This is a genomic window from Brachybacterium tyrofermentans (assembly GCF_039526165.1).
GTDB lineage: Bacteria > Actinomycetota > Actinomycetes > Actinomycetales > Dermabacteraceae > Brachybacterium > Brachybacterium tyrofermentans.
Map to the genome: position 1 here is coordinate 232466 of NZ_BAAAIR010000046.1, position 15578 is coordinate 248043.

The window sequence follows — 15578 nt, forward strand, 5'->3', positions numbered from 1 at the left end:
GGTGATCCCATGAGCTCCGCTGCAGTCCCCACCGGCCCCTCCTCGCAGCGCGCGCCGCGCACGATCCTGCGTCCCGGGGACGTCATCACGCAGCCGGCGTGGCCCACGGATCGTGCGATCCGCAGCGTCCACGTGATCCGCATCGGAGGCGCCGGGATGTCCGCCGTCGGCCGCCTCGCGCTGGAGGCCGGGCTCCGCGTGAGCGGCTCGGACTCGCAGGACGGCCAGTTCATCGCCCCGCTGCGCGAGGCGGGCGCCCGGATCACCCTCTCCTTTGACGCCGCGTCCCTGGGTGACGATGTCGACGTCGTGGTGGTCTCCACCGCAGTGCGCGCCGACAATCCCGAGGTGATCGCCGCCCACGAGCGCGGGATCCCGGTCATCCACCGCGCCGCCGCCCTGGCAGGTCTGCTGGCCGGCCGCGACCTCGTGGCCGTGGCCGGCACTCACGGGAAGACCTCCACGACCGGGATGGCCGTGATGGCGCTGCGCGGTGCCGGCCTCGATCCTGCCTGGGCGCTCGGCGCCGCGGTCCCGGACCTCGGTCGCAACGCCGGCTTCTGCGCCGACCCGGTCCTGACTGGGTCGGGCGCGGGTGCCCCGGGCGGCACCGAGGGGTCGGACGCCTCCGGTGCGACCCGCACAGCGAAGAGCGGCTCGACGGCTCCCGTCGTGATCTCGACGGCTCCCGCGGTGATCGAGGCCGATGAGTCCGACGGATCGTTCCTCGCCTTCGCCCCGCGCTCCCTCGTGGTCACCAACCTGGAGCCGGATCACCTCGACTTCCACGGCGACGAGGAGACGCTCACGGCGGCCTTCGACACCCTCACCGGGCAGATCGTCCCCGGCGGACAGCTCGTGGTGTGCGACGACGATCCCGGTGCCCGCGCCCTCGGCGCACGGGCCGCGCAGCGCGGCGTCGCCGTGACGAGCTACGGCACCGGCGCGCACTGCGACTGGCAGGTGCTCTCCGAGAGCAGCAGCGCGGGGGGCACCCAGCTCGAGCTCGCTACACCCCGCGGCACGCTCCGCACCTCGCTCTCGGTCGCCGGGCATCACAACGTGCTCAACGCCCTCGGCGCGCTCGCGGCGTCCGCCGCTGCGGTTCCCGACGCCGAGCTCAGCGCCCTCGCGACGGGCCTGTCCGTGTTCACGGGCGCGTCGCGGCGCTTCGACGTCGCGGGGACCGTCGGCGGCGTCACGGTGGTCGACGACTACGCCCATCACCCCCGGGAGGTCGCCGCGACCATCGCCGCAGCCCGCGGCATCGTCGAGGACCAGGGGCGCGGCGGCCGCGTGCTCGTGGTCTTCCAGCCGCACCTGTTCTCCCGCACCCGGGACTTCGCCGCAGACTTCGCGACCGCGCTGGCCGCTGCCGATCGCACCTGGGTGCTGCCCGTCTACGCGGCGCGCGAGGATCCCCATCCGCGCATCGACGCCCGCACCATCACCGATCACGTGACCGGCGAGGCGGTTCTGCCCGTCGCCGGGCCGGAGCAGGTCGCCGCCGCAGTGCGTGATGCCGCCGCGCCCGGTGACCTCGTGCTCATGCTCGGCGCCGGGGACATCGTCGAGACCACTCCGTCGGTGCTGGCGGCGCTGGGCGACGGTGCGGAGGAGCGCTGATGGCACGGCGTCCCTCGGTGCCACGCCCCCGCACCACCGCACGGCGGCCCAGCACCGCACAGACCCCGCGACGACCGGCGCCGGGAGCGGGGCCGGGCTCGGGTCACGGGATCACGCCCGCACCGGGGGACGGCGCCACAGCGCGCCCCGCGCCGTCGACCCGCCCCGCACGGTCTGCCGGCTCGGCACGCTCCGCACCCTCCGAACCCTCCGCACCCTCCGCGGCCTCTGCGCCGTCAGCATCCTCGACGCGTTCCGCGTCATCGGCACGCTCCGGCACGTCCGCTGCATCGGCTCCCTCGGCCAGCTCCGCTGCGTCTGCCACCTCCGCTGCATCCGCGAACCCGGCGCCCCGCGCCGCCGCGCGCACGCCGCGCACCTCGAGCGCCGCCGTCGGTCGACCGGGCCCGCAGGCGCCCGCCGAGACTTCCGCAGCCGATCCCGGCACCGGGGGCGGCGGCCGGGTGGTCCAGGCCGCGGGGCGCTTCCGGGAGATCGTCGCCGGGCGGCCCTGGCGCCGTCGCCGACGGGCGATCATCGCCGGCGCATCAGGTCTCGTCGTGCTCCTGGTCGCGGCGGTCCTCGTCGCCATCTTCCTGCCGGCCCTCCAGCTGCGGGAGGTCTCGGTCTCCGGCCTCGGCTACGTCCAGGAGGACGAGGTGCGCTCCGTGCTGGATCAGGACCTCGGCGACAGCGTCCTGCTCCTGCCCACCACGGACATCGCCGAGCGCGTCGAAGCGGTGCCGGGGGTCGAGAGCGCAGAGGTGCACCGCTCCTGGCCCGACGGCGCCACGGTGACGATCACCGAGTCGGAACCGGTCGCCGTCCTCACCACGACGGATGGGACCTCCGCCGTGATCGACGGCTCCGGGCAAGAGCTGCCCGCCGACGCAGGGGAGGGCGCCGAGCTCATCCCGCTGACCGTCGACGGAGGATCCGCGGATCCGGAGGGTGCCGCCACCGCACTCAGCGAGGTCCTCGCGAGCATGCCGGACAGCCTGCGCGGCTCCGTCCAGACGATGACCGCCTCGAGCGCGAGCGATGTCCAGCTGGTCCTCGCCCTCGAAGACGGCGGCACGAAGACCGTCGTCTGGGGGGACGCCGCCGATTCGACGCTCAAGGCCGAGGTGGTCCTGGCACTGATCGAGCAGCCCGGCACCGAGATCGACGTCTCCTCCCCGGTCGCACCCGTCACGCGCTGACCCGCCGGTTCGGCCCGGGCAGGGTGAGGCTTTCCACGGTTCGGGGCCGACACGCGCCCGACACGCACCCGTGGTGTTTGCGTGGGAGTGAAGTCCTCCCTAGCGTCAAAGGAAAGAAGAGGTGCCCCGAACTCCAAACCTCGAGTCGAGGTTGAGGGTTTCGGCAGTCGGTGACCAGGCGCGACGCAGGCTCCTCTTCGCAGGTGAACGACAAGAGCAAGGACCTCAAACGTGGCCGGAACCCAGATCTCCCTAGCAGTCATCAAGGTCGTCGGCGTCGGCGGCGGAGGTGTCAACGCTGTCAACCGCATGATCGAGTCCGGTCTCAAGGGCGTCGAATTCATCGCGATCAACACCGACGCCCAGGCGCTCCTCATGTCGGACGCGGACGTCAAGCTCGACGTCGGCAAGGAGATCACGCGCGGTCTCGGCGCCGGCGCCGATCCCGAGGTCGGCAAGCGCGCGGCCGAGGACCACGCCGAGGAGATCGAGGAGGTCCTCCGCGGGGCCGACATGGTCTTCGTGACGGCCGGCGAGGGCGGCGGGACCGGCACCGGCGGCGCCCCCGTCGTCGCCAAGATCGCCCGCAGCCTCGGGGCGCTCACCATCGGTGTCGTCACCCGCCCGTTCACCTTCGAGGGGCGTCGCCGCTCCACCCAGGCGGATTCCGGCATCGCCGGCCTGCAGGCCGAGGTCGACACTCTCATCGTGATCCCCAACGACCGCCTCCTGTCCATCGCGGACAAGCAGGTCTCCATGCTCGACGCCTTCAAGAGCGCCGACCAGGTGCTGCTGTCCGGTGTCCAGGGCATCACCGATCTGATCACCACGCCGGGTCTGATCAACCTCGACTTCGCTGACGTGAAGTCGGTCATGCAGGGCGCCGGCAGCGCCCTGATGGGCATCGGCTCGGCGCGCGGCGACGACCGCGCCCTCCAGGCCGCCGAGCTCGCGGTCTCCAGCCCGCTGCTCGAGGCATCGATCGACGGCGCCTACGGCGTGCTGCTCTCCATCCAGGGTGGCAGCGACCTCGGCCTGTACGAGGTCTCCGAGGCCGCTCGTCTGGTCCAGGAGGCCGCTCACCCGGACGCGAACATCATCTTCGGCTCCGTCATCGACGACGCCCTGGGTGACGAGGTCCGCGTGACCGTCATCGCCGCCGGCTTCGAGAGCGGTGGCCCGGCCCAGCGTCAGGACGTCACCCCGCAGCAGCGTCCGGCCCCGCGCCAGGAGCCGGTGCAGCCGCCGCGCGCCGCCCAGGAGCCGCGTCCGGCCGCCACGTCGCAGCGTTCGCCGTCGGGCTCCGGTGCCGCCGCAGCCCCGGGTGCCTGGGGCCTGCCGCAGCAGACCTTCTCCCCGACCCGTCCGGGGTCGGACGATCCGGAGACCGAGGTGCTCGAGTCCACCGAGGCCGATCAGGAGTACGCCGCGCCGCAGCAGTCGCAGTTCCCGCCGCAGCCCGCGCCCCGCGCGCCGCAGCAGGAGCCGGTGCGCCCCCCGCGCATCGAGGAGCCGCCGTCGGACGATGACGACCTCGATCTGCCGTCGTTCCTCAAGTGACATCAGCTCTCCCAGCACGGGCCTCGCGACTTCGCGGGGCCCGTGCCCTGTTCACGGGGCGTGCCGGGGGAGTGGGGGCCGGCGACTACGCCACCTTGAACCTCGCACGCCACGTCGGCGATGACGACGGCGTCGTCGAGCGCAACCGGGCGCTCGTCGCCGCCGAGATCGGTCTCCCGCTGGTGTTCGTGGATCAGGTCCATTCCGCGGACGTCCACGTGCTGCCCGAGACCGGCCCCGTCCCCGTGCTCACCGCCGATGCACTGGTGACACGTCGTCGCGATGTGGCGCTGGCGATCATGGTCGCGGACTGCCTCCCGGTGCTGCTGTCCGACGAGCAGGCGGGCGTCATCGCCGTCGCCCATGCCGGCCGAGCCGGTCTGCTCGGCGGCGTGCTCCAGAACACCCTCGCCGCGATGGCCGAGCTGGGAGCGGCTCCCGCGCAGATCTCCGCGAGCATCGGCCCGTCGATCTGCGGGCGCTGCTACGAGGTCCCGGAGGAGATGCGCGCGGACTCCTCGGTCGCTCTGCCTGCCACGTGGTCCGTCACACGGTGGGGAACCCCTGCGCTCGACCTGCGTGCGGGCGCCCTCAGCGTGCTGACCGCCGCCGGCATCCCCGCGGCGGAGATCGATGAGGATCACCCCTGCACCCTCGAGCGCGAGGAGTTCTTCTCCTATCGGCGGGAGTCCCGCACAGGCCGGCTCGCCGGGGTCATCCGCCGCCGCTGACCGCCGCCGCACAGGCGAGACATAGGAGGTGGCACGGGGCGCGACACGGGTGGCGACACGCCGACGGCCTCCCTGGGCAGAGGAAACCCCTGCGGTACTTTCGAGGCACAGGGCTCCCACGCACTCCCCGTGCTTCCCCGGAGCCCCGGTCAGCGTGAACAACAAACTGGGAGATCTGCGATGGGTAACTGGCGCAACGCCATGGTCGCTCTCGGCCTCGCCAACGAGGTCGACGATGAATACTACGAGGACGAGCGGCAGCGCCCGGAAGAGGCCGCCGCTCCGGCTCGCCGCACCGAGCGAGGCGCCGAGCCCGCACCCGAACGGGAGGCTCAGGTGACCCCGATCCGCCAGCGTTCGAATGTTGTGGCCATGGCCCCGGCAGTGGAGGAGTCGATGCACCGCATCACCACCATCCATCCGCGTTCCTACAACGACGCGAAGGCGATCGGCGAGTCCTACCGTGACGGCGTGCCCGTCATCGTGAACCTCTCCGACATGCAGGACGGCGATGCCAAGCGCATGGTCGACTTCTGCGCCGGTCTCGTCTTCGGTCTGCGCGGCAGCATCGAGCGGGTCACCTCCAAGGTGTTCCTGCTCTCGCCGGAGTTCGTCCAGGTCGACGGAGATACCTCTGCCGACGAGGGCAGCTTCTACAACCAGAGCTGAGCGCCTTCATGCAGCTTGTCGCGGGAGTGCTGTACCTCGCAGTTCTGCTGTACCTGATCGTGCTCATCGCGCGCCTGGTCCTGGAGTGGATCCAGTCCTATGCGAGGGACTTCCGCCCCCGGGGCATCGTCCTGGTGCTCTTCGAGGTCGTGTTCACGCTGACCGATCCTCCGGTGAAGGGCCTGCGACGCCTCATCCCGCCCTTGCGCCTGGGCTCGATCGTGCTCGATCTGAGCCTCATGATCCTGCTCGTCGTGGGGTGGATCCTGCTCTCGGTCCTGGCCGCTTTCGCGGGCTGACGGGGCGCGCCGCGACCTCGCGGCCCCCTCACGGCTTTCCTCAGCAGTCGTGGCAGGCTCCCACTATCCGCTAGGCTGACGGAACCGCGCGTCAAGCGCACGACGACCCCTGACTGATGAGAAGGTGACCCATGGCTCTGATGCCCGATGACCTGCTGTCCAAGCGGTTCACGCCGGTTCGGTTCTCCGAGGGCTATGACATGGACGAGGTGGACAACTACCTCGATAACGACATCCTGCCGCGCCTGCAAGAGCTGATCGACGAGAACAACCGACTGACCAAGGAGCTCGAGGAGGCGCACAACCGCCTCGCCGAGGTCGAGTCCGCGCCGGCCCCCGTGGCCGCCGAGTCTGCCGAGACCCCTGCGGTCGAGGACGACGTCGTGGCGGACGATGTCGTGGCCGACGAGGCCCCGGCCGCGTCGACGGACGAGTCGGATCTCGACGCGACGGCGGCGAACACCGTCGTGGCAGATGCCCCCGCCGAGCAGTCCTCCGCTGCCGCCGCAGCCGCTCCCGCCGCCGCGGGTGGCGCGGACGCCGCTGGCATCATCGCCCTGGCGAACCGTCTGCACGACGAGTACGTCAAGAACGGTGAGGACGAGCGCGATCGCCTCATCACCGAGGCCAACGACGAGCACAAGCGCATCGTCGGCGAGGCCGAGGAGAAGTCCCGCAGCACGCTGGCCGAGCTCGAGACGAAGAAGGCGGACCTCGACAAGACGATCGAGGGCCTGCGCACCTTCGAGCGCGACTACCGCAACCGTCTGCGCAACTACCTCGAGAACCAGCTCCGCGATCTCGACACGAGCGAGACGCAGGACAAGCAGGCGAACTTCGGTCTGTGAACCACGCTGATCAGTCGTCGACGAGCGCCGGGCCCACGGGGTCCGGCGCTCGTCGCCGTCCGAGCCGGGGTGTGGTCCTCGGCGGCATAGCAGCCGTGGGTGTGCTGCTGGCCGTCGTCGACCAGCTCACCAAGAACTGGGCCGTCGCGAACCTGCCGGAGCTGGACCCCCAGCCGTTCCTCGGCGAGATCCTGCACCTGACCCTGCTGTACAACTCCGGTGCGGCCTGGGGCATGGGCTCCGAGATCACGCCCGTGGTGACCGGCTTGCAGATCGCGATCGTGATCGGCGTGATCGTCTTCGCCGTGCGCTCGGTCCGCTCGCTCTGGTACACGCTCGCCCTGGGCCTGATCCTCGGCGGCGCCCTGGGCAACATCCACGACCGCCTGCTGCGCCCTCCCGGTCCCTTCCACGGCGCGGTCGTCGACTTCCTCGAGCTGCCCCACTGGCCCGTGTTCAACGTGGCCGACATGGCGGTGGTCGGAGGGGCGATCCTCGTCGTGCTGCTCGGCGTGATCGGACTTCCGGCGGACCCCGCCGAGGCCGAGGACACCACGGGGGCCGACGACTCTGCTCGGGCCGATGACGTTGCTCGGGCCGACGACGTCGAGCACCCGGAGGAGACCCGGTGAGCTCCTCGCGCACCCTCATGGTCCCCGACGGGCTGGCCGGTGAACGGGTCGACGTCGGCATCTCCCGGATGCTGGGCCTGTCCCGCACCCGCGCCGCGGACCTCGTGATGGCAGGTCAGGTCCTGGTCGATGGCAGCGTCCCGGCGCGCTCCACCCGGCTTGAGCCAGGCTCGATGGTCGATGTGGAGCTCCCGGACGAGCGGCCCGCCGCGCAGGTGCGACCGCAGATCGCCGACGGCATGAGCCTCGTCCACCAGGACGAGGACATCGTGGTGGTCGACAAGCCCGTCGGCGTCGCCGCGCACCCCAGCGCCGGCTGGTCCGGGCCCACCGTGCTCGGTCATCTGGCCGCGGCCGGCGTGGGTATCCGCACCAGCGGTGACCCCGATCGGCAGGGGATCGTGAGCCGCCTCGATGTCGGAACCAGCGGCCTGATGGTCGTGGCCCGCACCGAGCGCGCCTACACCACGTTGAAGGACGCCTTCCGCGCCCGGGAGGTCGGCAAGATCTACCACGCCGTCTGCCAGGGCACACCGGATCAGGCCGCGGGAACCATCGAGGCGCCGATCGGTCGGTCCCCGAACCACGACTACAAGTTCGCGGTGCTTCAGGACGGCAAGCACTCCGTCACCCACTACGAGACTCTCGAAGCCCTGCACGGCGCGACGCTGCTGAAGGTGCGCCTGGAGACGGGGCGCACCCACCAGATCCGCGTGCACATGGCAGCCCTGAAGCACCCGCTGGTGGGAGATCCGCAGTACGGCTCGGATCCGGGACTCGCGCAGAAGGTGGGGCTGATCCGGCAGTGGCTGCACGCGATGGAGCTGACCTTCGTGCACCCGGCCACGGGTCGCTCCGTCACGTACACCTCCCAGTACCCGCAGGACCTGCAGGACGCGCTCGACGCCCTTCGCGCCTGAGCGCGTGCACGTGCTCGGTCGTGCCCGTGCCTGTGCCCGTGGTCCGTCGTGACCGTGAGCGTGGCCGTGCTCGAGGTCGCGCTTGCGTCGGGGCGAGGGCCGGAGCCGGGGTAGCGTCGAGGCATGACCGACGAGCAGACCTCCACCGCGCTGAGCCCCACGCGGGATGCGGCCCTGGCCCGAGCAGATTTCCCCTTCACGAAGGTGGCGCGACGGCTCGGCATCGACCCGGCTGAGGCCGAGGTCGCCCTGCGGGACGATGACCGTGCTCGCGCCGCGATCGCGCGCACCGTCCACGACTTCCTGGAGGTGGACGACGCCCGTCGGGCCGGGAAGGCGCCCGCCACCGCGATGGCCCTGGACCCCGACTTCCCGACCGGGGTGGGGATGGCCCTGGTCGGCGCGGCCGTGCTGTGGGAGGCCCGCGATCTGGTGCCGAAGGTTGCGCTGAGGGTCGCCAAGGACCACTACGAGGACGGGGCGGACGAGCTCGCCGCGAGCTACATCGCCCTGGTCCAGGAGTCCGTGGACCCGGGGGAGGACAGCCGTGGCGACGCCCTCGCCTGGGCCGCGCAGTCCCTGCTCGTCTCCGTGCTGCAGCGCTCCGGACCCCCGGCCCAGGCCGACGAGATCGCCCGCGACCTCGCCGCCCACGCGATCCCGATCGACCTGTGGCGTGACGACGACCCGAGCCTGCCGGACGACTCCATGTCCTGGCACGGCGGCGCCTTCGTGGGCGGCATCCCGCCGCGTCGGGACGAGCGCAGCCTGAGCTTCGAGGACGTCCACGACTACATGAACACCTTGTTGGCCGAGACGCGCCGTGAGCAGGAGGCCGAGGGCGACGGGGCGTGAGCCTCGCTTCCCACACGTCGCTGCTCAGGAGCAGGCGCCCGCTCCGCGTGCTCCGTGCACAGGTGCCCACTCCGCGTGCTCCGTGCGCAGGCAGTTCGATCGTGCGGTGACGCAAAAGGTGCCATCGGAGTGGAACCTTTCTGAGCATGGCGGGCTGGGAAGCCGGCAGGCTGGGGAGCTGGGGAGCTGGCGGGCTTGCGGCCGGCGGCTGGCGGCTGGCGGCTGGCGGGCAGGCGGGCCGTCGGGGGAGAGCCCGTTCGGGACGCGCAGGGCTGCTTCTGGGGAGTCGGCCTCGAGGCCCCGAATATTCCCGACCCGTCGGACGCGCCGGGGTGACCTCCCCGACGCCCATCTGATGGCATGTCGGGTGTCCGGACTGGCTAGTCTGGAGGGCATGTCCGACGATTTCGTGCACCTCCACGTCCATACCGATTATTCGCTCCTGGACGGGGCCGCGAAGATCGACAAACTCGTCGACGAGACCGTCCGCCAGGGCCAATCGGCCGTCGCGATCACGGACCACGGCTACCTGTTCGGCGCCTATGAGTTCTACAAGACCGCCAAGGCGGCCGGCATCAAGCCGATCATCGGCATCGAGGCGTATGTGACGCCGGGGACCAGCCGTCATGACCGCACCCGCATGCAGTGGGGCACCCGGGAGCAGCAGCTCGCCGGCGACGACGTCTCTGCGCGCGGCGCGTACACCCACATGACCCTGCTGTCGCGCTCCACCGAGGGCATGCACAACCTGTTCCGTCTGGGCTCGGCCGCCTCGCTCGACGGGCAGATGGGCAAGTGGCCTCGCATGGACCGCGAGATCCTCTCCAAGTACTCCGAGGGACTCGTCGCGACGTCCGGCTGCCCCTCCGGCGAGGTGCAGACCAGGCTGCGCCTGGGTCAGTTCGACGAGGCGGTCAAGGCCGCCGGCGAGTTCCAGGACATGTTCGGCAAGGAGCACTACTTCATCGAGCTGATGGACCACGGACTGTCCATCGAGCAGCGCGTGACCAAGGACCTGATCGAGGTCTCCAAGGCCGTCGGCGCGCCGCTGCTGGCCACCAACGATCTCCACTACGTCACCGAGCAGGATGCGACGATCCAGGACGTCCTGCTGTGCATCAACTCCGGCTCGCGCCTGAACGACCCCGACCGGTTCAAGTTCGGCGGCTCCGGCTACTTCCTGAAGTCCGCGCAGCAGATGCGCGAGCTCTTCCGCGAATTCCCCGAGGCCTGCGACAACACCCTGCGCGTCGCCGAGATGAGCGAGGTCGAGTTCCGCACCACGGACGACGGCGCCAACTACATGCCCAACTTCCCGACCCCGGAGGGCGAGGACGAGGAGTCCTGGTTCATCAAGGAGATCCAGCGCGGGCTGGAGTACCGCTACCCCTCGGGCATCCCCGACGAGGTGCAGGCTCGCGCCGACTACGAGGTCCGCGTCATCCTGCAGATGGGCTTCCCCGGCTACTTCCTGGTGGTCTCCGACTACATCAAGTGGGCCAAGGAGCAGGGCATCCGTGTGGGTCCCGGCCGTGGCTCCGGCGCCGGCTCGATGGTCGCGTACGCCATGCGCATCACTGATCTCGACCCCCTCGAGCACGGCCTCCTGTTCGAGCGGTTCCTGAACCCCGACCGCGTCTCCATGCCCGACTTCGACGTCGACTTCGATGATCGCCGCCGCGGCGAGGTCATCGAGTACGTGGAGCGCAAGTACGGCGACGACCGCATCGCACAGGTCATCACCTACGGCGTCATGAAGACGAAGAACTCCCTCAAGGATGCCTCGCGCGTGCTCGACTACCCGTATGCGATGGGGGACCGTCTCTCCAAGGCGCTCCCGCCCACGGTCATGGGCAAGGACATCTCCATCAAGGGGATCTTCGACCCCGAGGACAAGCGCTACGCCGAGGCGGGGGAGTTCCGCCGGATCCACGACGAGGACCCCGACGTCCAGAAGGTCGTCGAGATCGCCAAGGGCGTCGAGGGCCTGACCCGCGGCTGGGGCGTCCACGCCTGCGCGGTGATCATGTCCAGCCACCCGTTGACCGACATCGTCCCGATGATGCGCCGTCCCTCCGACGGCCAGATCATCACGCAGTTCGAGTACCCGACGCTGGAGACCCTCGGCCTGCTGAAGATGGACTTCCTGGGGCTGCGCAACCTCACCGTGCTCTCCGACGCGGTCGCGAACATGGAGCGCAACGGGAAGGTCCCCCCGGACCTGGAGACGCTGCCCTTCGACGATGAGAAGACCTACGAGCTCCTGCAGCGCGGTGACACCCTGGGCGTGTTCCAGCTGGACGGCTCGGGCATGCGCACCCTGCTGCGGCAGATGAAGCCTGACCAGTTCGGCGACATCACCGCCGTCTCGGCGCTGTACCGCCCGGGTCCGATGGGCATGAACTCCCATACGAACTACGCGCTGCGCAAGAACGGCCTGCAGGAGATCACGCCGATCCACCCGGAGCTCGAGGAGCCGCTCTCGGAGATCCTCGGCGAGACCTACGGCGTGCTGGTCTACCAGGAGCAGGTCATGCAGACGGCGCAGAAGGTCGCCGGCTACAGCCTGGGTCAGGCCGACATCCTCCGCCGCGCGATGGGCAAGAAGAAGAAGGCGGAGCTGGACAAGCAGTTCGCCTCCTTCGAGGCCGGCATGAAGGACAACGGGTACTCCACCGCCGCGGTGACGGCGCTGTGGGAGACGCTGATGCCGTTCGCGGACTACGCCTTCAACAAGTCGCACTCCGCCGCCTACGGGGTGGTCTCCTACTGGACCGGCTACCTCAAGGCGAACCATCCCACCGAGTACATGGCGGCGCTGCTGACCTCCACCCAGGAGAACCGCGACCGCCTGGGGCTGTACCTCGGCGACTGCCGGCACCGCGGCATCACGGTGCTGCCGCCGGACGTCAACCAGTCCGACCTGTACTTCTCCGCCGTGGGGGAGGACATCCGGTTCGGCCTCTCGGCCATCCGGAACGTCGGCGCGAACGTGGTCGAGGAGATCATCAAGACCCGTCAGGAGAAGGGCGCGTTCACGTCCTTCACCGACTTCCTGGACAAGGTGCCGCTGAGCGTCTGCAACAAGCGCACCATCGAGTCGCTCATCAAGGGCGGCGCCTTCGACGAGCTCGGCGCGAACCGTCGCGCCCTCGTGCTCATCCACGAGGACGCGGTCGACTCCGTGGTCGACGTGAAGCGCAAGGAGGCCCAGGGGCAGTACGACCTCTTCGGCGACGTCTTCGGCGACGCGGGCGGGGACGACGTGGCGACCGGATCCGCGGCGACCATCGTGATCCCCGACCTGCCCGAGTGGGATCGCAAGGAGAAGCTGGCCTTCGAGCGCAACATGCTGGGCCTGTACGTCTCAGACCACCCTCTGTACGGCCTCGAGCACGTCATCGCCCAGAACTCCTCGACCTCGATCAGCTCCCTCGCGGATGACGGGGCCGTCGAGGACGGTGCCATGGTCACGATCGCCGGGCTGATCACCACCCTGCAGCGCAAGACCACCAAGAAGGGCGACATGTGGGCGATCGCCACGGTCGAGGACCTCGAGGGGTCGATCGACTGCCTCATGTTCCCCTCGACCTATCAGACCGTCGCCACCGAGCTCGCGGAGGACCTCATCGTCTCGATGAAGGGCCGCGTGGACACCTCCAAGGGCATGCCGGAGCTGCGCGTCATGGAGATGACGATCCCGGAGACCGGGGGCGGGCCCGACGGTCCCGTCACCATCGCTCTGCCCGCGATGCGCGCCACGACGAAGGTGGCCCAGCAGCTGCGCGGGGTGCTCGAGGACAACCCCGGCTCCAGCGAGGTGCGCCTGCGCCTGCAGGAGCCCGGCCGCACCACGCTCATGCAGCTCGACAAGCGGCTCTCCGTGAACCCGTCGGCCGCGCTGTACGCCTCGCTGAAGACGCTGCTGGGACCCAGCTGCCTGCAGTGACTCGGCGGGTGAGAACGCCGCGACGTGCGACAGCGCCACGACGGGCGACAGCGCCACGACGGGCCTGACACGACGCGAGTGACACGACAGGAGTGAGATGACAGGCGCGCTGCGGGTCGGGACCTACAACATCCACCACGGGGCCGACGGCAAGGACCGTCTGGACCTGGGTCGCACCGCTGCGGCGATCGCCGCCCTGCGGGCCGACGTGATCGGCCTGCAGGAGGTCGACGTCGGCTACGGTCCCCGATCGGACTTCGAGGACCAGGCGGCCCGCCTGGCGGAGCTGCTGGGCCTGCAGATGTGCTTCGGGGCGGCGATCGACCGTGCCGGCGCCGACAGGGCCAGCGGCGATCGCGCTGTCACCGGCCGGACTGGGGCCGACGTGACCTCTACTCATGGGGGAGAGCGGCAGCAGTACGGTCTCGCGCTGCTGACCCGGCACGAGATCGTCGCGCACGCGATGCATCCGCTGCCCGGCCATCCGGCCCTCGGCGCGCTCCACGAACCCCGCGGTCTGCTGAGCACCACGGTGCACCCAGCTGGCCAGGAGCCCATCGACGTGCTGGTCACGCACCTCGACCACGAGGACCCTCGGCACCGCACCGCGCAGGTGCTGAGGATCCTCGAGCACGCCGCAGCCCTGGAGGGTCCCGCCGTGCTGCTCGGGGACTTCAACGCCGACCCCGGGGCCCCGGAGCTCGCACCCCTGTCGGCGAGCGGGTGGCGGGAGGCCGCCACCGACCTCTCCCCGGACCCGCCGCGCTCGCCGCTGGCCTCGATGCTCGCGGCGGCGCGGCCGCTGGGGAGGTTCCCGGGGCGGGCGACCTTCCCCTCCCGCCTGCCCCTGCGCCGCATCGACTCGATCTGGGCGCGCGGCGGCCTCGAGGCGACGGCGCTCGAGGTCGGACCCAGCCGCGCCTCGGATCACCGCCCCCTGGTGGCGGCCTTCGAACGGGTCCCGACCGCACGCTGAGCGGCACCACTATCGTGGGGACATGAGCGCTCCAGAACCTGCCACGGACCCGGCGACGATCCTCCCCGACGACCTCCTGGACACCTTCCGGGAGCGCGCGGTGGTCCACGACCGCGAGAACACCTTCCCGCGCGAGGACCTCGCCGATCTGCGCGAGGCCGGCTTCCTGCGCCTGCTGGTGCCCTGGGAGCTGGGCGGGCTCGGCGCGAGCCTGCTGGAGGCCAGCAGGATCCAGCGACGCCTCGCGCAGGCCGCGCCGGCGACCGCCCTGTCGATGAACATGCACCTCGTGGTCACCGGCGCAGCCCTGCATGCCCATCGCCTCGGCGTCGGCCCCGTGCGCACGATCCTCGAGGACGCCGCTGCCGATCGCCTGTTCGCCTTCGGCATCTCCGAGGCCGGCAACGACGCGATGCTCTTCGACTCCGGGACCAGCGCCGAGACGGAGGAGGACGGTGGATACCGGCTCACCGGCACCAAGATCTTCACCTCCCTCGCTCCCGTCTGGGATCGCATGGTCGTCCACGGCCGGGTCGCCAGCGCCAGCCTCACGGATCCCCGGCTCGTCTTCGGCGTGCTCGAGCGGACCGAGGACGTCGAGACGCTGGACGACTGGGATACGCATGGCATGCGCGCCTCCCAGTCCCGCACCACCCGCCTGCACGGGGCCCGGATCGAGCCCGACCGGATCCTGACCGACACCCCCGTCGGCCCCAACCCCGACCCCTTCGTGATGGGCATCTTCGGCGCCTTCGAACTGCTGATCGCCTCGGTCTACACCGGCATCGCGGAACGCGCCGTCGCCGTCGGGGCGCAGATCGCCGCGACGCGCCGCAACGTCACCCGGGACCTGGTCCACGCCGACGACCCCGACATCCGCCGGCGCCTCGCCGACGCCGCGATCGGCATCGACGGCTCGGTGCTGCAGATCGAGAAGGTGATGGCCGACCTCGACGCCCTGGGAACGGGGGAGACCGGACCCGGGATCACCGATCACGGAGCACGGTGGTTCCTGCACTTCTCCGGCGTGAAGGCCCGCTCCACCGAGGCCGCGATCAGCGCCGTCGACCAGGTGCTGCGCGCCAGCGGCGGCTCCCAGTTCTTCCGGCGCAGCGAGCTCGAGCGGCTCTCGAGGGATGTGCGCGCGGGCATGTACCACCCCAGCGACGACGAATCCGTGCACGCCACCTACGCGAGGGCGCTGCTCGGTGAGATCGGTGCGACTGGTTCGATCGGTGCGACAACCACGATGGGTACGACGGACACGACCGGTGCGACCGGCACGGCCGACGCCCCTCAGGATCGCTGAGC

Annotated in this window: 14 protein-coding genes; 13 read left to right on the forward strand and 1 reads right to left on the reverse strand. The window is 70.6% G+C overall.

Translation table 11 applies throughout. The features are described from left to right. Positions 1-9: 9 nt before the first annotated feature. On the forward strand, positions 10-1626 hold the full coding sequence (locus tag ABD093_RS15165; protein WP_343925534.1) for a UDP-N-acetylmuramate--L-alanine ligase: 1617 nt from the start codon (positions 10-12) through the stop codon (positions 1624-1626). 103 nt (positions 1627-1729) lie between these two features. Here ABD093_RS15165 and ABD093_RS15170 read toward each other — a convergent pair whose 3' ends face one another. Then, complete coding sequence (locus tag ABD093_RS15170) at positions 1730-1951, reverse strand: hypothetical protein (protein ID WP_226849659.1); 222 nt, start codon at positions 1949-1951, stop codon at positions 1730-1732. Positions 1952-2090: 139 nt separating this feature from the next. Here ABD093_RS15170 and ABD093_RS15175 point away from each other — a divergent pair, with 139 nt between their 5' ends. The 12 genes from ABD093_RS15175 to ABD093_RS15230 all read left to right on the forward strand — a co-directional run bounded on the left by ABD093_RS15175 (position 2091) and on the right by ABD093_RS15230 (position 15576). Next, the gene (locus ABD093_RS15175) at positions 2091-2828 is read left to right on the forward strand and encodes a cell division protein FtsQ/DivIB (RefSeq protein WP_343925536.1); all 738 of its coding nucleotides are present in this window, start codon (positions 2091-2093) and stop codon (positions 2826-2828) included. A 231-nt stretch (positions 2829-3059) separates the two neighbouring features. Continuing rightward, positions 3060-4388 (forward strand): cell division protein FtsZ, encoded by a 1329-nt coding sequence (gene ftsZ, locus ABD093_RS15180; protein WP_193116264.1) that lies wholly within the window; start codon positions 3060-3062, stop codon positions 4386-4388. Beyond that, on the forward strand, positions 4385-5119 hold the full coding sequence (gene pgeF, locus ABD093_RS15185; protein WP_193116263.1) for a peptidoglycan editing factor PgeF: 735 nt from the start codon (positions 4385-4387) through the stop codon (positions 5117-5119). The genes ftsZ and pgeF overlap by 4 nt, the downstream gene beginning before the upstream one ends. 180 nt (positions 5120-5299) lie before the next feature. Beyond that, positions 5300-5788 carry a cell division protein SepF gene (locus tag ABD093_RS15190; RefSeq protein WP_193116262.1) on the forward strand — a complete coding sequence of 163 codons (489 nt, stop codon included), beginning with the start codon at positions 5300-5302 and terminating at the stop codon, positions 5786-5788. Positions 5789-5796: 8 nt separating this feature from the next. Further along, positions 5797-6087: a YggT family protein gene (locus ABD093_RS15195; RefSeq protein WP_193116261.1), complete on the forward strand. Its 291-nt coding sequence runs from the start codon at positions 5797-5799 to the stop codon at positions 6085-6087. Positions 6088-6218: 131 nt separating this feature from the next. After that, a complete protein-coding gene (locus ABD093_RS15200) occupies positions 6219-6935 on the forward strand; it encodes a DivIVA domain-containing protein (RefSeq protein ID WP_193116260.1) in 717 nt (238 codons plus the stop codon). Further along, positions 6932-7567: a signal peptidase II gene (gene lspA / locus ABD093_RS15205; RefSeq protein ID WP_343925540.1), complete on the forward strand. Its 636-nt coding sequence runs from the start codon at positions 6932-6934 to the stop codon at positions 7565-7567. The genes ABD093_RS15200 and lspA overlap by 4 nt, the downstream gene beginning before the upstream one ends. Further along, complete coding sequence (locus tag ABD093_RS15210; RefSeq protein WP_343925542.1) at positions 7564-8487, forward strand: RluA family pseudouridine synthase; 924 nt, start codon at positions 7564-7566, stop codon at positions 8485-8487. Before lspA ends, ABD093_RS15210 begins: the two co-directional genes overlap by 4 nt. 123 nt (positions 8488-8610) lie before the next feature. Further along, positions 8611-9342 carry a hypothetical protein gene (locus ABD093_RS15215; RefSeq protein ID WP_343925544.1) on the forward strand — a complete coding sequence of 244 codons (732 nt, stop codon included), beginning with the start codon at positions 8611-8613 and terminating at the stop codon, positions 9340-9342. A gap of 394 nt (positions 9343-9736) precedes the next feature. After that, positions 9737-13291, forward strand: a complete 3555-nt coding sequence (gene dnaE / locus ABD093_RS15220) for a DNA polymerase III subunit alpha (RefSeq protein WP_343925546.1) — start codon at positions 9737-9739, stop codon at positions 13289-13291. A 97-nt stretch (positions 13292-13388) separates the two neighbouring features. Further along, positions 13389-14267, forward strand: coding sequence for an endonuclease/exonuclease/phosphatase family protein (locus ABD093_RS15225; protein WP_193116256.1), 879 nt, complete (start codon positions 13389-13391; stop codon positions 14265-14267). Positions 14268-14289: 22 nt separating this feature from the next. Then, on the forward strand, positions 14290-15576 hold the full coding sequence (locus tag ABD093_RS15230; RefSeq protein WP_193116255.1) for an acyl-CoA dehydrogenase family protein: 1287 nt from the start codon (positions 14290-14292) through the stop codon (positions 15574-15576). The last annotated feature ends 2 nt before the right edge of the window (positions 15577-15578 follow it).

What these genes read in the sequence shown, in the direction of transcription:
- ABD093_RS15165 (WP_343925534.1), top strand. Translation starts at nt 10, where the DNA reads ATGAGCTCCGCTGCAGTCCCCACCGGCCCCTCCTCGCAGCGCGCGCCG.
- ABD093_RS15190 (WP_193116262.1), top strand. Translation starts at nt 5,300, where the DNA reads ATGGGTAACTGGCGCAACGCCATGGTCGCTCTCGGCCTCGCCAACGAG.
- ABD093_RS15195 (WP_193116261.1), top strand. Translation starts at nt 5,797, where the DNA reads ATGCAGCTTGTCGCGGGAGTGCTGTACCTCGCAGTTCTGCTGTACCTG.
- ABD093_RS15200 (WP_193116260.1), top strand. Translation starts at nt 6,219, where the DNA reads ATGGCTCTGATGCCCGATGACCTGCTGTCCAAGCGGTTCACGCCGGTT.
- ABD093_RS15215 (WP_343925544.1), top strand. Translation starts at nt 8,611, where the DNA reads ATGACCGACGAGCAGACCTCCACCGCGCTGAGCCCCACGCGGGATGCG.
- dnaE (WP_343925546.1), top strand. Translation starts at nt 9,737, where the DNA reads ATGTCCGACGATTTCGTGCACCTCCACGTCCATACCGATTATTCGCTC.
- ABD093_RS15225 (WP_193116256.1), top strand. Translation starts at nt 13,389, where the DNA reads ATGACAGGCGCGCTGCGGGTCGGGACCTACAACATCCACCACGGGGCC.
- ABD093_RS15230 (WP_193116255.1), top strand. Translation starts at nt 14,290, where the DNA reads ATGAGCGCTCCAGAACCTGCCACGGACCCGGCGACGATCCTCCCCGAC.